We start from the raw sequence: 24,705 nt of genomic DNA, 5'->3' as shown, positions 1-24,705 counted from the left end.
TCGTTAACGCCGGAGCCTCCTCCGGGTTGGGCCGACCCGGCCGAGCCTGCAGCCACACCTTCCTCCATCAGTACTTCTAACTGCTCGATTACGGGTGTCACGTAGATCTTTTTTTCAGTTTTCTTTTTCATGTGTATTTTTATTATTTGGTTTATGACTCACATCTATTAAATAGGACACCTTGCGCAACACTGGATTAAGCCGCTGTATCCTCCTAAATAAATGCCTTTTGTTAGTTCAGATTTCTACCGCTTGTACTGTTCTTGGCGCTTAAAATTAACATTGTGTATTTAATTGCTGTTTAATTTAAATAATTAGCTGTTCTAATGACTTCTCATAACTTAATATATTGCACTATTTTACATCAAAAATAATGCTAAAGTTTAAACGGTCACTTTATTATGATATCACATATATATCACATATATATCACACATTTTTACAACTATTTGATATGTAGTGTGTTCTTTTATTTATTTTTTTATATTTTTTTACCTTGTTAGATAGTAATTGCAAAAAAAAGCGAGTTCAAACACTGCTGGTTACCTTGTGTAGGGGGTAGTGTTGCTTTAAGATAATATATTTCTAATTAGTGTCTTTTATTTACTTTTGATGTGTTAATGTGTGATATATTTGTGATATACTAATCTTGTTTCTTTTCGAGAAATTATTTTCATATTTGCCGCTAATTAATTAAAATGTTTATTAATCATCAAAAACTAAAAAAGAAAATGGTTTTACAAACACAGACAGGAAGAAGTTTGAGGACATTTGTTCTATCAGCTTTAGTATGTGGATCGATGTATTCCTGTAAGGAAAGCAAAGACAGTGTGGCAGCAAGTGGCAAAGCTAGCGTCAATATTCAGTTACTTGGCGTAGAAAACCCGATCGTAACAACAAAGAAAGCAGGTAAGGGAAATACTGCTGGGGGAGCGATCCAGACAACGGTAATCCCATTGACAACATCAAGTTCTTTTGAGGCAACATTGACCAGCGAGTCGTCCGTGACAAGTGGCAACCTGTTGCGGGCCTCGTCCGGTAGCCGTGCAGCGGTAATCGAAGAAAGAACGCCCTTGGCAGCCAATGTCAAATATAAAGTCGTTGTATATAATGCCGACGGGGATTATGTAACCGAAAAGACGTATACCAATTCAGTCGACAATAGTGCTGAAATCACGCTAGATGCGGAAAAGACCTATACTTTTGTTGCTTATTCAGTCAATAGTACAGCAACAGTTCCGGCAGTGACGGCTCAGGCTGATCTGGCTAACGCCAGCCTGGACAACATTAGTGCAGATCTAATGTATTTCAAGAAGGATTTAACCGTTCATTCAGGTGATAATAACCTTGACGTGATACTGAAACACCAGTATAGTGAAGTAACCACTAACTTGACCATGGCGACCGAAATGACGGGCGCAATAACAGGTTTGGTTTCACCGACAATCAACCCTACATATTCGAATGCAAGTTTAAAATTAGCAGATGGTGCAATAACCTATAATGGCAATACAACGAGTACTGCGGTTCAATTCCCGGCGTTGGGTGCAGGTTTACGTACGGTGTCAAGCAATCCGACCTTGTTGATCCATCCGGGAGAAACTAATGGCGTATTTAGCTTTGGATCCATTACCATTGATGGAGAGACAAGATCAAATGTCGGCGTGGCCGGTCTGAAGATACTGCCGGGCCAACGTTATAATCTTAACTTAAATTTCAAGACTTGTACAGAACCGGTAACCGGTGGAGCTGACATCAACTGGACTTATCCAGCGTCAGGAAGCGGAGCTGTCGTCGATGGGGTGGCTCAGCCGGCAGGATATGTCGTGACCAAAGATCTTACTGCTCCGGGAGCAGATTATGGATTTGTCTTTGATATCCTTCAATTGGACAACTCCTTCAATATGGAAATCAATGGAACGAAATTGGCGACACAAGAGATTCAGTTTGAATCAGGCATTGCAATTGCGCCTAAGAATGTTCGTTTCGCGGATGGAAGTGAATATAATGGTGCCAATGCTGAAGGAGGAGCCACTATACCTCAGATCTATAATATGACAGGTACTGCAACAAATCCAATTATCCGTGTGGTCATTAGCCGTTCGGGAGAAGTACAAATGTATGGTAGCAAAAGTGCTGGAGGAGCGTTATATCCATTGGTGCTGACACAAGGACAATTTAACCTTGTACCATGGAGCTCTACTGCCAATAACGTTAAAATTACCCAAGTTGTTCAGGGAGCGACCAAAATGGTGGGATCTGGAAGCGGTAGAAAGAAAATTGCTTGTACACTATAATTATAGTCAAATTTCATAGACTCAGAAATAGTATATAATAAAAATAATTATGAAAACAAATCAGTCAAAAAATATATATGTTAGCCCAAAGATCGAGGCGCTAAATGTTGAATTGGAACAGGGGATCGCTGCAGGCTCAGCTGCTCCGGGAAGTACAACCAGCAACGACCCGCAGGAGTCTTGGGATAAAGCAGATGATGACGACCGCTTGATCAACTGGTAATTTATCTGAACTCATATTGTTTAAATAGCCAGGATTGCTCGACAGGATTCAATGGATGCTGTCGAGCTTTTTTATGGGAATTAAGATGTTAACAGCCGGTTCCCGAAACGGAATCGTTCGAACTCGATTTCGAATAGTAGTGGAAAAACAACAAAATTGAAAGCTTTGTTGTGGAAGATGGCTTTTTCTTTTAAAATAGTAAGAGGTTTATCCAACTTTCGTATTTAGATTATATGTAGTTTTTTTGTAATTTCAATGCATTGTTATTCAGGTTTTTACAAAATGTGATATTAATGTGAAAGGCTGTTTTTTTTGATTCTTTCTTTTAATGCAAATATTTGTCAAGCAGATTAGGGCAGCTATTCCGGTTAAGACGCTAGTGGAGAAAAGCATCGCTAAAATAGAACGTTAAAACGTTTGGATGCTCGCAATGCTAATTATCGCCCGGACCCGATTTGCGTAAGGGCCCGTGATAATATATTTGGAGTTACTCGGCAGGGATCATTTGAGCTCTGTCGAGTTATTTGTCAGCTGTTGATTGAGAGTTCTGTCAGGGGAAGGATATAAAGGAATGAAAATTTACCGAAAAACAATATATAATGGAAAGGAATAACTTTAATGATCTAATTGCTTTAGCGAAGAATAATAGTGCTGAATTTTTGGCTTTGTTCAGTGAAATCTATCCAGATTTTGTTGTCTCATTAAAGAAAATTAATCCTAAAATCCGTAGTAGCGAGTTAGAGTTTTGCGCTATGACCTTTCTTAATTTTTCGACCAAAAATATTGCTCAATATACTTTTGTCACGGTACGGGCTGTACAGGTGCGCAAAAATAGATTGCGTAAAAAGCTGAAGATCGCATCAGATGTAGATTTTAACAATTGGATGCGTGAACAGATTCAACGAAATCCAATTGTTGATGAGGAACATAGTCCTATCGTATCTCCCTCAGCAATAACGAAAGGATAGTTTTTTCTCCTTCAATATGCTATAGCTTCGGAGTGTGAACTTTAATTGAAGTGGATATTTTGGGAAAGCCTGAAGTTTTGTTTTTTACAATTTGTAAATAAAAAATATTCGGAAACTTCTAATTTATTGTAAAAAAAATAAAATTTAACAAGTTGATAATTAGTTGTTTATTTTTTGTGTGATATATCTGTGATAGGGTGATATTCATTGTTTTTTTTAAAAATATTAATCTTTGTTTTCAATAATTAAATTGATTTTGCTATTGATTATAGCTGGGTAGGTTTAAGCTTTGATAGATTGTTGACCCGAAGCTTAAGTTACAAAAAATCACACCAAATAAAAAAAAATAATTATGAAAACAAAGAGTCAAACAAAAAAGGAGGGGTATATGCCACCGACTTTGAAAATTACAATCGTAGAAATGGAAGAAGGGATTGCTGCCGGTTCTGCACAGGTTACCCCGGGGGGATCGGGCGGTACACCATTAGTTGAAGATTATAATGAGTCAACGGATCAGCAAACTTGGGATTTTTAAAACTACGAAATGATGAACAACAAATATTTTAATACCAAACGTGTATTCACTATAATTTCAGTATTCATTATCGCTTTGGTGATGTCTTGTTCAAAAGACAAGAATAATATTGCCCCGGAGATCAACGGTACCAAGATGGTTATAAAAGTTGACGGGATCTTAGGAACTGATATCGGGCAGGCGATTAGCACTAAAGCTGCTGCTTCGGTCGGCAGTAATCAGCAGTTAGGTACGTCTCTAAAGAAGACGGCGAGTGGCTTTACAATGGAAGCTATGGCTGAACAAAGTGCTATAGGGGCTGTAGGTGTCAACAATAAACTGGCCAAATCTGTTGCAACCAAATTAGGTAATGCCGGAACAATGGCTGCTACGCAACCCATGACACAAGACTTTACCTATCGTATTTTAGTCTATAACAAGACCACTGGTGCATTATGGAAAACGGTACAGGCTGTGGCGGGTACCGAGGTTCAATTGGATGTGGAGAAAGGTAGTAATTACACATGGTACGCCTATTCATACAATAACACAGAAGCTCTTCCAGAGCCTGCAAACACAGCAAACCCAACTATTGAGGCTCCTGTGAATAAGGATTTATTGTATGCTACTGGGGAAACCAGTATTCCTGTAACGCCGAGTGGCGAGAATCATGTATATCCTATTGCGATTACATTCCAGCATAAAATGGCACAGGTAAGCGTTAAGATCGACGCGACTATACTAGCACAATATGCCGTGATAAATGGTATTAAGGCGAATTTTGTTCAGGATAACTACTTAAAAAAGGGGACATTCGATATCAAAGGAAATAGCATGGGAAATCTTGAGGTTGTCCCAACAACAGCAATTTTCACGACTACATCCCCTACTAATATTTGGGAAGCGAATTATTACACTGCTGATCCGGGCGCACTGACTTCATTTCAAGTAAAAGTTACTGATCTGCCAGTGACCTTTAATAATGTTGACCCAAGTATGGCAAACCGCAATTTGGCAACATACAGCAATGCGACCACTCCAGCACCAAACATTGTTTTCAATTTTAACTTTACATCTCCTGCTGCCGGCCAGCGACTTTTGGGACTAGCCAATCTTTCCTATACAGCTACGCAAAGAAGGATACTTCACTATACGTCAACAGCTTTAACGAATGGATATGGTTATGCAGCTCAATCAGGCGAAGGATGGAAATTTATCAATGCAGATAATAATTTTGGAACAGCGGCAAATAGCTTGCTCCGAGTACAAAAACCTTGGTCGGGTACCACGGCAACTTCGACAAATGCTGGATCTGCCAACTATGCGAATACACAAGCTGAATTTAGGACTAAACTGGCTGAGAACCCTGATGTTGTAATCATCGGTTATAATGCAGGTATAGAATCTGCTTCTACAAGGACTGCTTTAATAGATTACATTAATCGTAAAGGGGTGGTTATTATGATGATCGAACGCTCTGACAATGCACCTTCTGTTCAATTATTTATGCGAGAGTTCTTTAACGACAATGCCATCACAGCTGCTCAGAGCTCCTATGGTAGCGGAGGAACAATGTATCGTATTAACAACGTCAACGATGAAATTGTTAATGGCGTATTTGGAGATTTGCGCGGCAAGCTATGGGGCGAAGATTTTGGTGAAACGATGGTATTGGGAAATATGTCTCCTACAACCTTGTCGCAAATTGAGGTATACTCTTCCGGTAGAGGTATCAACAGAACGCCTACCGCTGCATATGATAACTATGTAACAATGTTTAAGCATAAAACAAAAGGTTTGTTCTTCGTCGGCGACGGTGGGTTTATTTCTAATCCAAGAGCGCTTACTTCCAATCCGGATAATTTTACCGATGCCAATCGCTGTCCTTTTGGAACAGACGATGATAACAGGCCGAAACCAAGGTTGTATGGAACTGCCGGAAACGGTTATACGACAAGACAAGACTATGCATGGAACAGTAACCTGTTTGGTAATGCCGTTTATTGGGCGGTGAAACGTTCTGAATTTGATGGTTTTGGTACTTGGAAATATGCACCTGCACCATTAACACCTTAGCGAATTACAGTGTGTAGGCAATCATAGCAGTTATTATATAGCCATTATGATGTCCTATTGTAATCTTGTTATTTAACAGTATATCAGGTAGTACAGTTAGTACTACCTTTTTTTCGTTTTGAAATATAGACCGACCGGAGTATGACCTTATCGAAATAATCGAGCCGGGAATTATTTTTAATGGGCTGAATAACCAGGTGAAAAATGCCTGATGGAGTTTTACGATAGATTTTAAGACAATGAGCAAAAAGATCTTTTTATGTGACGATAACCTCGTGATTTTGGAGGCTTTGGAGCTGGTATTGAGTATGACTGATGCAATCATCATAAGCGAAAGCAACAGTTCGCTCGTCTTGGACAGGATAATAAGCGAAAAACCTGATATGTTTATCTGTGATTTACAGATGCCAGGAACAAATGGTGGGGATCTCATCAGACAGATTCGTATGCATAAAGAATTCAATGGTCTGTTTATCCTCTGTATTTCAGCCTCGTATAATGGTCGGGATATTGCACTCAATGCTGGAGCTAACGACTTTCTACCCAAGCCTTTTGAGATACATGAACTATTGTCGGTCGTCAATCAGGTTTTGATGCCGGGAACCGGTTGATTCACCATGCAGGCACAATGGAAATGTATTTTCGACGCTGGCATTTTGACTGCGTCTCATCGGATTTTAATTACAAATTTCGGTCCGCCCAGCTTTCCTTTCAGAAATGAACGACTTAGCGATGGAATGTAGGACTGAGCAAACCATTAACTTTCGCCTGCCTAGTTCATATTTTTAGAAAGATGAATAGGTAAACATAGGGTTAAAGGATAGTTTTTTGAGGCCGGAGCAGCAATTGTTCCGGCCTTTTTTTATTGGATAGGAGGATCCGTTTATTGATGTATAATCTCAAAGTTCGGTCTTAACAACTGATATGACTACACATTTAGATCCAATGCCATGAAGCATGAAGATTTTTGTCAAAAGCTTTATCCTTTGGGAAAAATAGATTTTAACTTGATCTTGCACGATGTACAATTTAATGTTATATTAACATCACAATTATAACTTTGCATAAATCCTCTGGAAATCCGATATCGCGTACATATAATTAATGCGTCATGAAAGAATTGTCTGATAAGGAACTGTTTGATATTGTAAAAGATGACAATACACAGGCATTTTCGGTGTTGTTTGAACGATATGGCAATACATTACTAAGCTTTATCCTAAAACGGGTCGGCTCAATTACGGATGCGGAAGATATCCTTCAGGACGTTTTTGCCTCTTTGTGGAACCGACGCCATAAAATTGAAATTGAGGCTTCAATCTACCCCTATCTTTTCAAAGCGGCCAAATATGAGGTGATCGACTGGATGGTCCAAGATCAGAAGCGGATCAAGCATTTCGAACGGCTTGTGCTTCCATTAGAAGATGAGCCCGTCGGCGCCAGTAGCAGCGATGAGAAACTATTGGTTCAGGAACTATCTTTTATGCTGGATCATGAAATCGCCAAAATGCCTACGACCATGCAGTCTGCATTCAATCTCAGCCGTGTGGAAGGCTTGAGCATTAAGGAGATCGCTTTCCGTTTATCCATATCCGAACAGACGGTTAAAAATAATATCTCCTTGGCTTTAAGTCGCTTAAAACTAAAAACAAAATAAAAATCATTTTTTTTCGGTACTTCTACAGTTTATCTGGGGTTATATAAATGTATGACAGAAGATAATCAAAGAGAACAAGCTCAAAAATTACTGAAAAAATATCTCAAGGGAGAATGTAATCCGGATGAGGAACGGATGGTTACCGAATGGTTCTTTTCATTTGATGAAGAACCAGCAGTTCCAATCATGGAAAAAGAGGCGGCCTTGGAACGCTCCAAAAATGTGCTGATGCACAAATTTGAAGGCGGGATAAATCAGGTAAAACCCAAAAAGAATGTCTTTGCGTGGAAACGGGTGGCCGTAGCTGCTTCTGTTCTTTTGGCATTAACGACCACGTTTTTATTACTACAGCAAAAACAGACAAGTTCTGTTCCACAGCTTGCCGCAATTACCGCGGATACTTCCGGGATGTTTAAAAATGATATTCTTCCGGGCGGACGCTTTGCTAAGCTATCCAATGAACGGGGAGAAACGCAGTTATTGGGAGGAGAAGCGCTGTCCGAAAATGTAAAACCCAGCGAATTTAAAGGGAATCTTACATTGGAGGTTCCAGCTGCCGGCACCTATAGTGTTGAGCTGAGCGATGGAACAACAGTCTGGCTGAATGCTGCTTCTAAATTAGAATATCCGGATCAATTTGCAGGTGACGAACGCAAGGTGAAGCTAGTGGGGGAGGCCTTTTTTCAGGTGGCCAAAGATGCCAGCAAACCTTTTCGCATTGAAGTCGAAAACTCCGTTATCGAAGTACTCGGTACCAGCTTTAATGTAAATGCCTACCAAAGTGAAATCAGCACCTCACTGGTGGAAGGTAAGGTGAAAATTATGAGCCACGGGCACGAAGCTTATCTTTCTCCGGGAAATGAAGCGATCATCAGTGCAGATAAAATACGCGTACAGCCTGCAGACATACAAAAGAATACAGCTTGGCAACGCGGCGAGTTTTTATTGGATGGAAGCAGCTTCGAAGAGATTATCAGTCAGATTTCGCGATGGTATAATGTGGATTTTGTCAATACCGAGAACATTAGCCTAGACAATCGGTTTAATGGGACTCTCAGTAGGGAATCCAGACTTTCGGAGGTCTTGAAAATTCTGTCGTACACAACAAACCGAAAGTTTGAGATCGATGGACGGCGTATCGTCATTCATTAATACAATTAATTCTATTATCAATTTAAATTTATAAAATATGATATAACCAGACGAATTAACCAAAAGGTTCAATACAATAGTAAAGGGGATGTTGACGCATCCCCTATTGTAAAGAGCCAAATTTATTGAAGTGCGAATTCTATAGATTATTAAACCCTTAACAATTCAAAGTTATGAAATTTTTTTCTCCATTAATAGCATGGGGGGACCGGAGAAGTCATTCTTATACCCTAAGCATTAAAGTCATATTGACTATGAAGTTGATTTGTGTACTGCTGCTGGCATTTACGATTGGTGCTAGAGCATCAGGATATGCGCAACAAGTAAATCTATCCTTGAAAAATGCTACGATTGAAACTGTTCTTAAAGAGATTTCCAATCAAACCAGATTGCGTCTGTTTTATGACGAAAGATTATTTGAAAATGCTTCGCGTGTGGATATTTCCGTGGCCGGATCCGATGTGCGGGCCGCCCTGGCAAAAACATTGCGCGGACGTAATCTGATCTTCGATATCATGGGAAGCACAATTGTCATTAAAGAAAAGAAGCAGACGGACCGTGAGATTACCGGGATTGTCAGGGATGCTTCCGGACCGATGGCGGGGGTGAACGTGACCGTATTGGGGGTAACTGGAATATCAACAAGGACCGATCGGGAGGGTCGGTACAGCATTCGCGTTCCGGAGAAGGCCATCCTGCTATTTCGGTTTATGGGCTATAAAGACGCTGAAGTTAATGTCTCTGACAGGAACAGCGCTGATGTATTGATGGAAACCGCGGAGTCTCACCTGGATGAAGTTATTGTGGTGGGTTACGGTACACAGAAGAAGATTAATCTCTCGGGTGCGGTTGATCAGATCGGCGAAAAGTTTCTGGAAAGTAGACCCATTACCAATGTTGGAACGGCTTTGCAGGGGGCCATGGCCAATCTGAATATCACACCGACATCGGGAAGGGCTAACAGTTCGCCGGGAATCAATGTGCGTGGTTACACCTCGCTATCGGGAGGTGGACCTTTGATCGTGATCGACGGAGTGCCGGCCACAAATGACGAACTCAACCGCATGAATCCCATGGACATCGCCAGCGTGACGGTATTAAAAGATGCCGCATCGGCAGCGATCTATGGTAGCCGCGCTGCTTTTGGTGTGGTATTGGTGACCACCAAATCGGGTACAACAAAGGATATCAAGGTGGCTGCCAACTCCATTTTTGGTGCCAAGGCGATTACACGATCGGTGGAGATAGAAGACGATCCTTATCAGGTCATGAAATACAGAAATATCATGTCCGCCCCCTGGTATAGCCTTTATGATGAGAAAATGCTCGAATATGGTAAAAAGCTGAGCGAAGATCCGTCATTGCCACGTGTGATTGTCGATCCACAAAACCAAAATGCTTATATCTATCTCGGATCTACGGATTGGTTTAAGGAAGTTTATAAAGATATACAGCCTTCCTATACCAACAATATCAGCATTTCACAAAAGAATGAACGTTCCTCGTTTTATCTTTCGGGCGAATATTATCGACAAAATGGTATGCTGCGCATCAGCCCGGATACGTATGACCGCTATAACTTCAGGGTAAAAGGTGATTATAAAATTACGGATTGGTTTACCTTGTCCAATAACACCACCTTTACGAACGATAAGTATGATCAGCCTTCGGCAATCGACCAAGGTTACCTTTATTGGCATAATGTCAACCGTCAGCCTTCACTAAATACGGTTTATAATCCGGACGGTACCTATACCGAGGCTGGGGTAAATATGATCGGTGCTGTAGCCGAAGGTGGCCGCAGCATAAGTCGTAATAATGATTTTCAGACCAGCTTTGGTGCAAAGATCGACTTCATTAAAAATGTATGGACTTTAAATGGGGACGCAACCTTTAGACGGATTTCAGGAAAATCGCATTTCTTTCAGCTACCCTTGGCCTATAGTACAGGACCAAATGTGATGAACAAGCAAAACTTTAACAGTTATGCCTCCAATGGAAGTAATGAAACGCGTTATAATGTATACAACATCTACTCGCAGTATCAAAGGACACTCAACGACCACTATTTTTCGATAATGCTGGGTTTCAACCAGGAAGAGCGGATCTATGAGTCTTTTTCGGCGTCCCGGGATCAGTTGATTTCCAATTCGTTGCCGACAATAGGACTCGCGACAGGTCAAACGCCTTCTGTAGGGGCAGCTGACTACGCCTGGTCTGTTCGGGGGGCTTTTGCCAGATTGAATTATTCGTATAAAGACAGGTATATCCTTGAATCCAATCTCCGCTACGATGGCTCATCAAGATTTCCTAAAAAAGATCGATTTGCATTCAATCCTTCGGTATCCGCTGCTTGGGTAGTTTCGCAGGAAAACTTCTTTCAGCCTCTGAAGGAAACGGTATCCAATTTTAAACTACGGGGATCGTACGGTTCATTGGCAAACCAGGATCTCAGGGACAACTATTACCCTTACATTGCTAATATGTCCAAGGGTAGTGGTGCAATTTTGGACGGCAAGGTTGTACCCATTGTTGGCAGTCCGGGCTTAGTGTCATCGACCCTGACCTGGGAAACCATTACACAGTCCAATTTTGGGGTGGATATCGGCTTATTTAAAAATCAGTTTTTCGGCTCATTTGATATCTATCGTCGCGATACAAAAGATATGTTGACCGCAGGCCGGATATTACCGGTCGTGCTTGGTACAGGTGTACCATTGGAAAATGCGGCAAACCTAAAAACAAATGGTTGGGAATTGACGCTTGGTTACAACAAAGAATTTATGGTGGCCAGCAAACCGTTCACAGTCTCGGCCAGGGTCAATCTCGCAGATAGCAGGGCTTATATTACCAAATATAACAATCCCATAAATAACCTAAACGATTACTACGTAGGCCAGGAATTGGGCGAAATGTGGGGATTGACCACATTGGGATTTTTCCAGTCGCAGGAAGAGATCAAGGCGCATGCCAATCAAAATGATGTCACTTCGTATCCCGGCACTAGGGGATTGGAACCGGGCGACCTTAAGTTTGCCGATATCAATGGTGATGGCAAAATCAACCGTGGTGATTGGACTTTGGACAATCATGGAGACTACAAGGTGATTGGTAATTCGAGACAGCGCTACAGCTACGGTGTTGATTTGAATTCAAGCTGGAATGGCATTGATCTGCGTGTTTTCCTGCAAGGTGTCGGAAAAAGAAACTATTATCCTCCGGGTGGCGACCATTATTTTTGGGGTATTTATGCGCAGCCTTGGGCGAGTCTGACCAAATTCAACCTGGACCATTGGACACCCGAGAATCCAAATGCATATTTGCCAAGACCCAAATCCTATGTAGCTGAGCAGAGCGGTATCGAACTGGCTGCTACACAGACCAAATATATGCAGAATGCAGGCTATTTAAGAGTGAAGAATGTGACCTTGGGGTACACCCTTCCGAAATTGATCACAGATAGATGGGGAATAGACCGATTGCGTTTGTTCGTCAGCGGTGAAAACCTTTTTGAGTTTACCAAACTCATGGATTATCTGGATCCTGAAATTGTCGGCGACCGGACGGCTTATCCTTTTCAGCGGACTTATTCGTTTGGCTTAAACTTTAATTTCTAAAATGACTATTATTATGCAAAACATAAAAAGACAACTAATCAAGATTGGAGCGCTGATAGGGACCTTGTTCCTGATCATGAGCTGTAACGATGATTTCATGGAGCGGTATCCCACCACATCGGTTACACCTGAAGTTTTTTTTAGCAATGTAAACGATCTAAAAACATATACAGACGGTTTTTATGGAAGTTTGAGTGCTCCGATAGCGGATCTGGGAACAGATAACCTGGCCCATCACAATTCGGGTAGCACGATTGATGAGATCATGCGGGGTGGAATAAGCCCTCAGAATGCAGCGGTATGGAGCTGGTCTGCCCTGCGAAATATCAATTTCTTTCTTGAAAATGCAGGTCGTGTAAAGGGAGCAAGTGCTGCCGATGTAAATCATTACCTCGGTATTGCCCGGTTCTTTCGTGCCCGGTTTTACATCGATAAGGTCAATCAGTATAGTGATGTGCCCTGGTATGGTAAGACCATGGGGACCTCAGATCTTGAACTATTGAACAAGAAGCAGGACAGCCGGATACTCGTGGTGGATTCCATTATGGCGGATCTCGAATTTGCGGCTGCCAATATCAAACCGGACGGACACAAATCGACGGTCACCAAGTGGGCAGCCCTAGCTCAATTGGCGCAATTCGCCTTGCAAGAGGGGACGTTCCGTAAATATCACACGTATTTGAACCTGAGCGGATCGGCAAATATTTTTTTACAGCGGGCTGTTTCTGCTGCTGAAGAGATTATGAAATCGGCCAAATTTTCGATCAGTACCACCGGCGGTGTCAACCGTGCCTATCGGGATCTATTTATCAGCCTCAATCTACAGGCAAATCCTGAAACTATCCTATTTATTGATTACGATAAAGATCTTAGAAGAATGCGCAATGCGCATACGGTATTGGACTATGAATGGGCGTTGAGCCAAACGTTGATGGAAAGTTATCTGATGAAGGATGGAAAACGTTTTACTGAACAAGCAGGTTATAAAACAAAGAATATTGATCAGGTTTTCGTTAACCGCGATCCGCGTTTTGAGCAGACCTTTATGAAACCCGGATTTCAGCCAATCAATGTTTCAACGCCACATCGTCTGAAACCAACATTGGGTGGTTACAATCAGATCAAGTTTTACCCCGAAATAACAGAAATGATCGCCTGGGAATCGGCCTACACAGATGCTTTTGTGTTTCGTTATGCCGAAGTTCTGTTAATCTTCGCGGAAGCCAAAGCCGAGCTGGGAATTCTCACGAACCAAGCTGATCTCGATAAATCGATCAATCTCTTGCGGATGCGTGTGGGAATGCCGGTCATGCAGCTGGGGGAAGTTAATGCCAATGTGGACCCGGTATTGCAAAACTACTATCCAAATGTGAAGGGAGGCAATGTGGGACTTATCCTCGAAATCCGCAGAGAAAGACGTGTCGAACTAGCCTGTGAAGGTCAGCGATACCGGGATGTCTTTCGATGGGAAGTGGGCGAACGCCTGGCCGATCAACAACAAGGGATGTATGTAAAGGCATTAGGCCCGATGGATGTAACGGGAGATGGTAAAATTGATATAGCGATACTCGAATCTGCAAAAGATACGGGTCCGATCAAAGAGCTGACCGAAGAGCAAAAGAAGAATATTTCCCTGTATTATTTAAAGGATGCCAATGGCAACAATACGACCATCTATCTTGAAAATGAAAACAGCGGCCATATTATGTTTACGGTGGCAAGAGATAAAAAGAAGACATTTGAAAAACCCAAATATTACTATTATCCAGTGGCCAATAGCCAAATGGTGCTGGATGGCAGTAAATTGGTGCAGACAAATTTTTGGTAACTGAGAGATTTTTTTTGAGAAAGGTAAAGATAGGTGAATCCAATTGTCGGAATAGATCCTATCTTTCCTTGTATATATAGCTAATGAATTTTGAATAGATAATTGATATGAGACGACCGATACAAAAGTTTATACTTCCACTCTTGCTTTTGTGCAGCAACGCGATGTATGCGCAATATCAGGGACATGTCTTTTTGGATCTTGATAAGAACAAAAAGATGGATCGCAATGAAAAAGGAATGCCGGGTGTGGTCATATCCGATGGTTACGATGTTTTACCGACTGCTGCTGATGGTAGCTTCAGCCTCAAGGGGAATGAGAAGGCAAAATTCCTCTTCGTGCGTATCCCGGCAGGCTATAAAGCGAGCGGTACCCATTATATAAAGATTGACCCCAAATTGAAACGTTATGATTTTGGCTTGACGCTGGATGATAAGCAGCAAGGAGATAATCTTCGTTTTATCCAGATTACGGATACCGAAACACCGCTATATGGCGACTGGATAGACAATATCCGTAAATTTTCGCAACAACAGCAGGCTGCGCTGATTATGCACACGGGCGATATCTGCTATGAACCGGGCATGGAATTTCATGCGCGGCAGGTCAATAGCCAACTGATGGGAGTGCCGACTTATTATACGGTAGGAAACCACGATCTTGTCAAAGGTGAATACGGCGAGAAGCTATTTGAAGATTTATTTGGTCCGGTGTATTATTCGTTTGAGGCCGGACCGGCACATTTTGTCGTTACCCCGATGCCCGGTGGTGACTATGCAGCGAGCTACAACCTGGATCAGGTAATCGCTTGGCTTAAAAAGGACTTGGCCCTGAAAGCGAAAGATAAACCACTTGTTTTTATCAATCATGATCTGATTGTCGGCAAGGATTTTGTCATGAAAGGCAAAACCGATTCCATCGATTTAAAACAGTATAACCTAAAAGCTTATCTGTATGGTCACTGGCACAACAACTACAGTTTTGGGAGTAGGGATGGGGTAGCGGTGATATCAACAAATGCACCCAACAAAGGTGGGATAGACAATTCTGTGGCGCAATTTATGGTCATTGATATGGATAAAAATGGGGTAAGGAACATCACACCCAAATATCCCTATCTGTCGGATCATATCGCTTTGATTTATCCGCAGAGCGGGCTGATGCAGATTTCAAACGGACAAAAGCTCGAGATTGGCGCCAGTGTATACCATACCGAAAAATCTGTTCTTTCTGTATATGCCAAGTTGTTAAATGAACAGGGCAGTGTCCTAAAAACAGCCACGCTGAATAAAGCGAGTGACTGGAACTGGCGTGGAACGCTAATGAGCACTGCGTCGATGAATCAGAAGCAAACGATCCTGCTGGAAGTGAATTATGGGGATGGCACGCAAGCCTTGAAGAAATTTGGATGGAATAACGAGCCTGCTTCGTCAAATTTGCTCCGGTTGACCTGGTCAAAAAACATTGGGTCTAATATATGGAAGAGCTCACCTCTAGTACAGGGACAGCGGGTATATGTGGCCAGTATTGATGATGCTATTGGTGGTAAAAGTAAAATCCAGGCCTTAAAAGCCCAATCGGGTGAAACCATCTGGACTTTCCACACCCAGAACTCCGTTAAGCAGAAGTTGGCCTATAGCAATGGCTTGATACTGGCGACAGACATGGGCGGAACAGTTTATGCGATTGGCGAAAAGGACGGTAAACTTGTCTGGAAAAAAGAGTTGAGTGGGGGAAGGCTCCCTGGATATGTAAGTGCTGGTGTCGTCCGTGATGGTATTTATTATACTGGGGCAGGAAATTATCTGTCGGCATTAAAAGCTGATGACGGTACGATCATCTGGCAAAACCGGGATTGGAATGGAGGTGAGGGTATGCCCGGAGAGCTGCTCATCACAAACGATTATTTAATTACTGGTGCCAACTGGAATAGCTTATTTGTACATGATCGCAGGAGCGGAAAACTACTATGGAAAAGAAATGAAGATGGTTTGCGTTTTAGAACGGGTGGAGCAAGTGCCGATAGCAGTTCTTTTTATGTCGCTGGACTGAACAATGTTTTTCAATTGGATCAAAAGACGGGGGCAGTAATCAATAGGACACAGAGCCAAGACGATTTTAAAGTGATGGCTTCGCCGCTCCTGACCGAAAGTTTGCTGATCATGCCAACGGCGACCGATGGGATAAAGGCTTTCGATCGCGGAAATTTAACCGAAAAATGGAATTTCCGGACCGGTGAAGCGCTGATCTATACTTCAGCATACTCTAGTCCGGATCAGCATAAAAAAGTGAGTACTGTTGAGTCGAGTATTCGTTATGCGGCTGGAAAATTGTTTTTTGGAGGGTCGGATGGTTACTTGTATGTCTTAAGCCTGGACGGAACTTTAGTGCAAAAAATTAACCTAGGCACGCCGATTTTGGCTGAAGTCACTATTCAGGGAAATGAGGTCTATGTTGCGGATTTTGCAGGTAATGTGTATTGTTTTACCATGACAAATAGCTAAACAGATAAATCCGGGTATAGCTTTTCCGCTGGCTTTGTCCTTAATAAAGGCTGATTTTTGCAATAGAAGGTATCAAGAGAACTTCATGAAAAAACTAGTCGTAAGACTAGTTCTTTTGCCTGATTAATACTGGTCGGGAGGCCGTCCGGAGCTTTTTGAACCGTTATCGCCAAGCCCCATGGATTGCATAGGCCGTTTTAGATAGGTAAAGGGGATTTTCTAACTGTACAGGAAGGCTTTCATCAGGCCGTGAAATTGGTGTCAGACCGTGATATCCAAGTCGTGGAGAATCAATTCGGTAAAAATAGTTGGTTTTAAAAAGGTCCGGGTACAGCTGATACCCGGACCTTATATGCGGCATTAACGTCTTACGCCTAGCAGTTTCTTATATTCATTCAGCAATTTTGATTGAGATCTTTCCTTTTTCCGCTTCTGATGTGATGAAGTACTAAAATGGTCGATTTCGCGTTCGAGTTTAAGATAATTTTGATAAATCTTCTGATCCAGGTTACCATTCTTGACTGCTTCCAATACGGCACAGCCGGGTTCATTGTGGTGCGTGCAGTCTTTAAAGCGGCACAATCCAACATAGTCTTTCATATCCAGTGTATCGGTCAACGTTTCGGTACCGTCAGTGGCCAGTCCAAATTCGCGGACCCCGGGGGTATCGATCAGTATCCCGGCATCAGTCATCTCAACCATCTGCCGTCGTGTGGAAGTATGTCGCCCTTTGCCTGTGGACTCGCTGATCGCGGAAGTGTGAACAGCCGGTTTTTCGCATAGGGCATTGACTAGTGAACTTTTTCCTACACCGGATGAGCCCACCAAGACAACAGTTTCGCCTGTTCCGATAGAGCTGCGTAAAGCCGTAATTGTCTCCGGCTGATGTATACTTGTCAGGTAAACAGGCATCCGTAGCTGAAAGTGCTTTGTCGCCTCTGCTATCGTTCCGTGGTCGAAATCCAGGTCGGCCTTGTTGAGTACCAGTATCGGCTGGATATTTGCCTCAAAAATCTGGACGGCAAAACGTTCAGCACGGCGCATGTTAAAATTTGAGTCGAGGCTCTGTACGATAAGTGCTTTGTCTATGTAAGCGGCTATTGCCTGTTTATCTGAAATAGTGCCGTTTTTTTTACGGACCAATACACGTTCTCTCGGTAGCATGTCTACAATAATACCCTTATCTTCCTCAAATTGCTGGAAAATGATCCAGTCTCCCGTGCAGGGAAGCTCATAAGCTGATTTTCCGAAAAGCATATTTCCGGTCAGTTCACATTGCAGCAGTCCATTTTCGGATACAATTTCATAGCAGGTCCGATGGACAGTCGCAATACGACCGTGGGGAAGCGATTTAAATAGAGAATTTTGTTTCAGTTGATTTAATTTATCGTTCCAACCATATTGATGAAGGTTAAAACTGAATTCGTCTCTGTTGACGAGATGCTCATTATTCATGATATAGCAAATTTTGGCGCATGCAAAAAGATTGCGTTGTTTGCACGGCATTTATAAAAAAAAATACGTAATTATTCCCGGATAGATTTATCCAGGAGCAGTTGGAGAGACACGATATACGGAGCGTACGACGTGTTTACTAAGCTATATCCGATTGATGTGTTTTAAGCATATGGCAAATATACACAATAGCATTGATTTATTTTCATAATATGCACTGATAAGGCCCATATAACTTACATCTATTTGGAGATGATTATCAATAGGGTACAAAGTTAATCTTTTTGGACCAACTCACGTAAATTGGGAAATCCCGGATCTGACTGGATACAAACCGGCCTCCGCTGCCACATTGTTAATTTATCCATTTTTTTTACCATAGATAATGACCGATCAGTAGCGGGGAAACGTCTACCTGGAAAAGACTGTCCGTGATACCACAATTGTACGGCCTGAAATTTCCGTCAGCAAAACCTAGGATCGGTTGACGCTTAGCTATGGCGCCATACCATTTAGTTGCCAAACCGATAACTCAATGACAATAATACTTTTCTGTTGTCCGGAAAATCGGAGTAAAATACCTTCAGATCTCCGTATTTACTGATTAACTGCGGATTAGCATTTCGGAGTAGACCATTGGCTGTAAGCTTGATCATGCCACGGTCACCAAACATCTTCTTTTCTGCAGCCAGATCCAGTCCGTACCTTTTGTCGGTCCGCGAAGGACCGGTGGTAATTCCCGAACGATAATAAAGTGCTATTTCAGCGCGCAAGCCATACTTGAATTGTAGCGTATGGCGGCTATTGGCCGTCCAGCTGGAACCTTTTGAATCTAGGTTTACATCGCCGATTTCACCGGAATAGTTGTTGTAGAATGCATTGATATAATGGCTTGCTGTCCACCAGGAGCGCAATGTCTGATTGTACATCACGCTGGCGCTGTAATTCAGATAGCGTCCTATATTCTCTGGCCGCGACAGATTTTCGCCGACTTGATCCCCTTGTCGAACAATCCAATTGATCATATCACGGCCATAAGAAATACCCAATGTAGTGAATAACTTATTTTTATAACCATGACCGATTTCAGTAATGTAACTCTTCTCCGGTTTTAAATCCGGATTCCCTTCGTTGTAACTATAGGCATCCTCATAGATCCGAAATATATTGATGTCGTGATCGCCCGGTCTCTCAATTCGACTGCTGAAGGATGTCCTTATGGTATTTTTATCATTGAGGTGATAAAGCAATGAGCCACTTGGGAACAGGTCGAAATAGCGTTGGTCATTTTTCTTGTCTAAGGTCACCTGATTGGCATCTATAAAGGTATATTCTCCACGTAGACCAGCCTGATATTCGAGTCGCTTGAATTTGCCAGAGTAGATGGCATAGAGTGCTTCAATATGCTGGGTGTATTGAAAACGGTTGGAAGTCGCATCATCACGTATCCATGTACCTTTATCCAATAGGGTATTGACCACATCATTATTAATGAAAAAGTAGGTCCCTTTCCAGCCAAGTTCGATTTTACCCGAATCAGTTAAGGGTTTGCTATAATCGAGTCTGCCGGAATAGGTCGTATTACTTAAATCCTGTACATTGGTACGTCCTGTACTCGTTTTCGTATCGGTTTGTAAATTGAACTTATCCGTTTCAAAACGATTGTTGTAATCGTTGCCATGGGGTGCGAAGTCAAAATTGAATTTTAAAAAATGATCTTCTCCTTCGTATTTATTGCTATAATTCACATTAAATGTCCAGTTTTTAAAAGTCTCGTCAAAGCGGTTCTTACTCAGCGCCTGTTCTGTCTGGATGTTCGCGGGATAGTTCCATGTATCCATCTCAATGGAGGCATAAGGTTGATAGTTGCCTTTCATCCAATGTACGCTTCCATCGAGGATTCCCCCGTCGGAAAATTCATATTTTGCTCCCGCCCGTAGGCTATGGAAAGAGGCGTCATCCAGTTTCTTGCTTTCATGCTGCCGTTGAAAGGAAGTTAAGCTGCCTTGGTTAAAGAAGCTTCTTTCGGTCAGATTATGGCTATTGCCACGGTCGTAACTTGTGTTGCCCTGCAGGTACATATCCAGGCCGTTTACTTTATAGTGGAGGCCCCCGCCAAAACCACCATGGAATTTTCTGCCTTGGCCGGCACGGACAAACGCATCGCCACAAAAGCCTACTTTCCCATTTCGCTTGGTTACGATATTGATGATCCCCGCTGTCCCAGAAGCATCTTCGCGGGCTGAGGGATTGCTGATCAGTTCAAGTTTTGAAACTTCGGCGGCCTGGAGGCCGCGAAGGATACTCGCGAGCTGTTCGCCCGATACATACATATCGCGCCCATTGATCCGTATATTAGCCCCGGCACGCCCCTGAATGGAAAAATTTCCCTTACCATCGGAGACTAGGCCGGGCGTTTTTTCTAAAAGCTCGAGCACATTGTTCCCTTCTGCTAATACGCTTCCTTCAATATCAACAACCATTTTATCGGCATATTGGCGCACAGCGGCTTGTTTCCCGGTGACATGAACCGTCTCCATGATCTGTGCGAGAGGTTGTAAAAATAGGGGTGTGGCAATTTGCTCTGCACCGGATAATTGATAGGACCTGCTGAATACCGTCGTGAATCCAACGGAACTGTAGCGAATCATATAATTCCCATTTTTAGCTGCCTGTAACAGAAATAAACCATCTTTGTCGGCATCGGATTGTGCGACTAATGTCGAATCTGGTAAGCGTAAAAGACTGGCGGTAGCTCCTTTAAGTGGCTGCCCGTCTTTGTTAAATATTTTTCCGGATAATTTCGTCTGGGCCAGGAGCCCTAGAGTTGAACTTGAAAGCAGAATCGCTAATAATGTGGATTTCGTCATAAATAATATTCCCTGTTCTTTCAAGAGAAAGAACCTTCTTAAGCATAAATTAAACAAGTTTTATTGTCAATGAATTCAAAATTTAGCCTTCCTTTTTGAACGGTGATTCCGGACCTATAAAATCTTATAAGTCCGTAGGCTTCGGTCGAAAACGGACCGGCGGTTTTCTTATCGTTGTAGGTGCGACCGTATCGGAATCGCGCTTATCTTCGGGGGTGGCAGTACCCTTTAACAATGTATTGCGTCCTTTTTTCTTTCCCCATTTGCGGTTGTACCAAATAATAAATCCTGTAATAGGTAAAGAACCAGCGATCAAGGTGAGAACAAAGGCCAGCACTTTCGTCGGAAAGCCCCAGATAGACCCCACATGAATATCGTAATTGAGCCGTCTGAATTGTTCCCCTGCCCGGAGTTCATAAAAATCCTTGTTAAAGAGTGTTATATTATTGGGCAGAAAGGCACCTGTATACCGGTCGAACGAATAATAGCGGTTGTTATACTGCCTATCCATGTCGTTGCGAATATACACCGAAATTGTAGCATCTTTTTTTTCAGCATCCGGATAAGTGATCGTCAGGTAATGTGGATCTTTATATTGTGTAAGTATGCGATGGATCTCTCGATCAAAAGCTTTCGGAAAATGTGCCAGCTGATCAATTTTTGTTGAATCGGAATGAACTGATGTTCGTTCGGCGAGGGGAGTTCCCCAGTTGGTTGACCAGTATAATGCGCGGTTGAACCACTCGATACCATAATACATGCCCGTTACCGCCAGTAATAACACCAAAAGAAAAGAATAAAAGCCTACTACATTATGAAGATCCAGGTTGACGCGTTTCCAGCCGGCTTTCCATTTTATCCGAAAGCTTTTTTCGCGGGTGGATTTTGTCCATTTTTTTGGATACCACCATACCAAGCCTGTGATCAGGGTAATACTGAATATCAGCGTCGCATAATTAACGATAGGGCGGCCGATATCCCTTGGTAGCCAAAGGAAGCGATGCCCGTTCAGTGTCCATGCAAAAAAGCTATTCAATTTCTCTCTTAACTGTGCTTCTTCGGAATTATCTTTCACTTGCAAACCCAGGTACTTACCCGTGTAAGGGTGCAAAAGATGCACCTGTGGTTTTACTTTTGGATTCCGACCCTTTCCTTTATCCTCTTTTTGTTGGATGGTAAAAGAAATGGGGTGATCGCGGGTATAAGTAATCTCCCCTACAACAGCATTCGGATCGAGCGAATCCGCGATCCCAATAATGCGCGACGGAGAAACCAGGGACTGACCGGATGCAGAGATATATTGGCGCTCTTTTTTCGGGATGAGGAGATCGATAATTTCATGATTAAACACCCAAAGGCAACCCATCAGGCAAATCACAAAGACAATACTGCCAGAGATTAATCCCATCCAGAGGTGCAGCCAGTTATTGACCAGTCGAAATACCGAATTATTTTTCTTTTTTCTTACCGCCATCTCGGATTTAGTTTACAGCAAAACTCATGGAGCTGGCACGGCTATATTCTTCAAAAGCCTGTCCTTCGATCTTTTCTTTCCGGGATACCTCGGCGTAGTATTTGCCTTGCCATTCCGGAATGAATTTGATGACACCCTGTGCATCTGTTTCCAACCATTTGATCCAGCCACTTGGGGCAATGATCTGAACAGCAGCATTTGGTGCGGGTTTGCCTTTTTGAAATAAGGTCAGCGAGACCTCTTTTTTATTTTTAAAAACAGTTTGGTCGGCAAAGACAAACAACTCATTGGCAAGATGTGCGGAAGTATGACCAAGGGTGACGCTTCCAACTTGAATTGTGGCGATTGCATTGATCTGATATTGTGTCTTGGCGCCTTCTTTGCGCTCTGTATCTCTTTTTAACGAAACATGATAGACACCATCCTGATCAGGAATAAATGTGGCCAATAGATGATTTCCCTGCGGGGTAGTCGTTAGTAATGCTGTACTCCCGTCCGGTTTGATCAATGTCAATGTAACCTGCATACCTTCTTTGTACCACCACCATTTGGAGATGAGCTCGTGTTCATCCGGTTCGCCATAAACCACTTTTACGGTATGGGATTTTCCTTTCGTACCTTGCAATGAAGTTTCAATAAATACGGCATGTGCCGATGCAGACAGGAAGATAAAAAAGCTTAGGATGCTGAACAGTAATTTTTTCATATGTTTAAATTTTGGGGTGTTGGATAGAGAAATGCCCCGCCTCGATTTCGCGTATGCTGAAATCTTACCCATCCCCTTTAAAAGGGATATCGGCAGGGTACTTCTTACGTTTTGCCGGAACTTATCTGAGCTTATTTAGGTGATAAACTTGGCTGATTCCAGGATCGATCTCAGCTCCGCGTTTTACAGAATTTTTTGCCGGATCATATTCATATACATACCATTTGGACTCGTCTGTTTTAAAGACATCGTATAGTTTGCCATTCTCCATAAAATTCATCGTGGTTTTTGACTCACCGCCACCCACTAATATTCTGAGGTCGGCAACAATCTTTTTATTTGCTGGATCGATGACAAAAGGGCTGATGTAAACTTTACCATCACCTAGTTTCTGTACCTGCGATATATTATTGCTGAATACGTTGTAATCTTTTAAATCGAAGAAATAATCTGGATCAAAGGTTGTCTGTCCCGATTTAATACGTAATAGGCCATAGGTCGCCGCATCTGTCTTTTTGGTTACAACATAGAGGTCCTTATTGTCATCGGTAAAAGTAAGTGTCTGCACTTCCCAATGGCCAGCTGCAAAACCGCCTCTAGCATCTTTTATAATTTTTCCGTTGGCCAAACTTGGGTAATCACATACATACATATAGGCGGTGTCGATAATATCCTTACGCGTTTCATTACTTCTATATTTGTGACCTACAAATAGTTTGTCGCCTCGTTGCGTGAAGCTTGTAGGTACGATATAAGGGTTATGATCTTTGCCCTCCGGTGTTTTGGGATTAAACGTGATCATCGGGATTTCGATACCGATGGTCTTGTTGATTGTCAGATTGTTGACGTTCATGAAATAGATTGGTTGTTCCAATACATTTTTGGTCTTATTGGTGGTCCCTGCTGTTTTGGTCATGACCATCTCATCTTTGGTGCTAATATCTTTTAGGACTTTGCCTAGGTAAAAATTTCCAGGGAATGCATAGTTGTTCGTTTCTTTCCAGGATTTACCGTTGACAACTTCAAATTGACTGAATCGTGTGCCATCGTTTGAAAGGTAATACTTTCCTTCGTAGGCATAGGCGTAAATCGCATAAAATGCTGCTGGCAAATGCGATGTGATATCGATGCCTTGATTGTTTGCGGCGGTCAAAAGGGTATCTTTCATCAGATTATCTGCTGTCAGTAGGTAGGATGAACCAGCCGCGGTTGTCACCCAAACACTGTACAGACTATTTGAAGTAGGTGTTGGTTCTTCCGGTGAAGTGATTTCAGGTGATGATTTCTTGCAGGAAGAGAATAATACAGTCGCAGCGAATATAGCGACGGCGAATTTGTTGATTTTCATAAAAATATGTATTTAT

At 42.4% G+C, this 24,705-nt stretch carries 16 protein-coding genes; 11 read left to right on the top strand and 5 right to left on the bottom strand.

Annotation, left to right across the window (positions count from 1 at the left end):
• Window positions 1-731: 731 nt before the first annotated feature.
• The 11 genes from D7322_RS20320 to D7322_RS20275 all read left to right on the top strand — a co-directional run bounded on the left by D7322_RS20320 (window position 732) and on the right by D7322_RS20275 (window position 16,836).
• Window positions 732-2,297: a fimbrillin family protein gene (locus tag D7322_RS20320; RefSeq protein ID WP_147430500.1), complete on the top strand. Its 1,566-nt coding sequence runs from the start codon at window positions 732-734 to the stop codon at window positions 2,295-2,297.
• Between the two features lie 49 nt (window positions 2,298-2,346).
• Window positions 2,347-2,520, top strand: a complete 174-nt coding sequence (locus D7322_RS28525) for a hypothetical protein (RefSeq protein WP_183078787.1) — start codon at window positions 2,347-2,349, stop codon at window positions 2,518-2,520.
• A gap of 599 nt (window positions 2,521-3,119) precedes the next feature.
• Complete coding sequence (locus D7322_RS20315; RefSeq protein WP_183078786.1) at window positions 3,120-3,488, top strand: helix-turn-helix transcriptional regulator; 369 nt, start codon at window positions 3,120-3,122, stop codon at window positions 3,486-3,488.
• A gap of 352 nt (window positions 3,489-3,840) precedes the next feature.
• Entirely contained in the window at window positions 3,841-4,023 is a 183-nt protein-coding gene (locus tag D7322_RS20310; RefSeq protein ID WP_121126057.1) for a hypothetical protein, read from the top strand.
• 9 nt (window positions 4,024-4,032) lie between these two features.
• Complete coding sequence (locus tag D7322_RS20305) at window positions 4,033-6,078, top strand: fimbrillin family protein (RefSeq protein WP_220700136.1); 2,046 nt, start codon at window positions 4,033-4,035, stop codon at window positions 6,076-6,078.
• Between the two features lie 239 nt (window positions 6,079-6,317).
• A complete protein-coding gene (locus D7322_RS20300; RefSeq protein ID WP_121126055.1) occupies window positions 6,318-6,689 on the top strand; it encodes a response regulator in 372 nt (123 codons plus the stop codon).
• Window positions 6,690-7,189: 500 nt separating this feature from the next.
• The gene (locus D7322_RS20295) at window positions 7,190-7,735 is read left to right on the top strand and encodes an RNA polymerase sigma factor (RefSeq protein WP_121126054.1); all 546 of its coding nucleotides are present in this window, start codon (window positions 7,190-7,192) and stop codon (window positions 7,733-7,735) included.
• Window positions 7,736-7,786: 51 nt separating this feature from the next.
• Complete coding sequence (locus D7322_RS20290; RefSeq protein ID WP_121126053.1) at window positions 7,787-8,887, top strand: FecR family protein; 1,101 nt, start codon at window positions 7,787-7,789, stop codon at window positions 8,885-8,887.
• A 254-nt stretch (window positions 8,888-9,141) separates the two neighbouring features.
• Complete coding sequence (locus D7322_RS20285; protein WP_245971395.1) at window positions 9,142-12,504, top strand: SusC/RagA family TonB-linked outer membrane protein; 3,363 nt, start codon at window positions 9,142-9,144, stop codon at window positions 12,502-12,504.
• Between the two features lie 13 nt (window positions 12,505-12,517).
• Window positions 12,518-14,332, top strand: coding sequence for a RagB/SusD family nutrient uptake outer membrane protein (locus tag D7322_RS20280; protein ID WP_121126072.1), 1,815 nt, complete (start codon window positions 12,518-12,520; stop codon window positions 14,330-14,332).
• Between the two features lie 107 nt (window positions 14,333-14,439).
• On the top strand, window positions 14,440-16,836 hold the full coding sequence (locus tag D7322_RS20275; protein ID WP_245971394.1) for an outer membrane protein assembly factor BamB family protein: 2,397 nt from the start codon (window positions 14,440-14,442) through the stop codon (window positions 16,834-16,836).
• Between the two features lie 360 nt (window positions 16,837-17,196).
• Here the strand turns inward: D7322_RS20275 and rsgA are convergent, their stop codons facing one another.
• The 5 genes from rsgA to D7322_RS20250 all read right to left on the bottom strand — a co-directional run bounded on the left by rsgA (window position 17,197) and on the right by D7322_RS20250 (window position 24,689).
• Window positions 17,197-18,291 (bottom strand): ribosome small subunit-dependent GTPase A, encoded by a 1,095-nt coding sequence (gene rsgA / locus D7322_RS20270; RefSeq protein ID WP_121126050.1) that lies wholly within the window; start codon window positions 18,289-18,291, stop codon window positions 17,197-17,199.
• Between the two features lie 512 nt (window positions 18,292-18,803).
• Entirely contained in the window at window positions 18,804-21,161 is a 2,358-nt protein-coding gene (locus D7322_RS20265) for a TonB-dependent receptor domain-containing protein (protein WP_121126049.1), read from the bottom strand.
• 124 nt (window positions 21,162-21,285) lie between these two features.
• Window positions 21,286-22,635 (bottom strand): PepSY-associated TM helix domain-containing protein, encoded by a 1,350-nt coding sequence (locus D7322_RS20260; RefSeq protein ID WP_121126048.1) that lies wholly within the window; start codon window positions 22,633-22,635, stop codon window positions 21,286-21,288.
• 7 nt (window positions 22,636-22,642) lie between these two features.
• Window positions 22,643-23,341, bottom strand: a complete 699-nt coding sequence (locus D7322_RS20255) for a DUF4198 domain-containing protein (RefSeq protein ID WP_183078785.1) — start codon at window positions 23,339-23,341, stop codon at window positions 22,643-22,645.
• Between the two features lie 121 nt (window positions 23,342-23,462).
• The gene (locus D7322_RS20250; RefSeq protein ID WP_121126046.1) at window positions 23,463-24,689 is read right to left on the bottom strand and encodes a hypothetical protein; all 1,227 of its coding nucleotides are present in this window, start codon (window positions 24,687-24,689) and stop codon (window positions 23,463-23,465) included.
• Between the last annotated feature and the right edge of the window lie 16 nt (window positions 24,690-24,705).

The organism is Sphingobacterium puteale, assembly GCF_003627955.1.
Lineage (GTDB): Bacteria > Bacteroidota > Bacteroidia > Sphingobacteriales > Sphingobacteriaceae > Sphingobacterium > Sphingobacterium puteale.
The sequence above is the reverse complement of the archived record's forward strand: the minus strand, read 5'-3'. Positions and strand labels throughout refer to the sequence as shown.

Coding starts and splice junctions, on each gene's coding strand:
- D7322_RS20320 (WP_147430500.1), top strand. CDS start 732: ATGGTTTTACAAACACAGACAGGAAGAAGTTTGAGGACATTTGTTCTA.
- D7322_RS28525 (WP_183078787.1), top strand. CDS start 2,347: ATGAAAACAAATCAGTCAAAAAATATATATGTTAGCCCAAAGATCGAG.
- D7322_RS20315 (WP_183078786.1), top strand. CDS start 3,120: ATGGAAAGGAATAACTTTAATGATCTAATTGCTTTAGCGAAGAATAAT.
- D7322_RS20310 (WP_121126057.1), top strand. CDS start 3,841: ATGAAAACAAAGAGTCAAACAAAAAAGGAGGGGTATATGCCACCGACT.
- D7322_RS20305 (WP_220700136.1), top strand. CDS start 4,033: ATGATGAACAACAAATATTTTAATACCAAACGTGTATTCACTATAATT.
- D7322_RS20300 (WP_121126055.1), top strand. CDS start 6,318: ATGAGCAAAAAGATCTTTTTATGTGACGATAACCTCGTGATTTTGGAG.
- D7322_RS20295 (WP_121126054.1), top strand. CDS start 7,190: ATGAAAGAATTGTCTGATAAGGAACTGTTTGATATTGTAAAAGATGAC.
- D7322_RS20290 (WP_121126053.1), top strand. CDS start 7,787: ATGACAGAAGATAATCAAAGAGAACAAGCTCAAAAATTACTGAAAAAA.
- D7322_RS20285 (WP_245971395.1), top strand. CDS start 9,142: ATGAAGTTGATTTGTGTACTGCTGCTGGCATTTACGATTGGTGCTAGA.
- D7322_RS20280 (WP_121126072.1), top strand. CDS start 12,518: ATGCAAAACATAAAAAGACAACTAATCAAGATTGGAGCGCTGATAGGG.
- D7322_RS20275 (WP_245971394.1), top strand. CDS start 14,440: ATGAGACGACCGATACAAAAGTTTATACTTCCACTCTTGCTTTTGTGC.
- rsgA (WP_121126050.1), bottom strand. CDS start 18,291: ATGAATAATGAGCATCTCGTCAACAGAGACGAATTCAGTTTTAACCTT.
- D7322_RS20265 (WP_121126049.1), bottom strand. CDS start 21,161: ATGACGAAATCCACATTATTAGCGATTCTGCTTTCAAGTTCAACTCTA.
- D7322_RS20260 (WP_121126048.1), bottom strand. CDS start 22,635: ATGGCGGTAAGAAAAAAGAAAAATAATTCGGTATTTCGACTGGTCAAT.
- D7322_RS20255 (WP_183078785.1), bottom strand. CDS start 23,341: ATGAAAAAATTACTGTTCAGCATCCTAAGCTTTTTTATCTTCCTGTCT.
- D7322_RS20250 (WP_121126046.1), bottom strand. CDS start 24,689: ATGAAAATCAACAAATTCGCCGTCGCTATATTCGCTGCGACTGTATTA.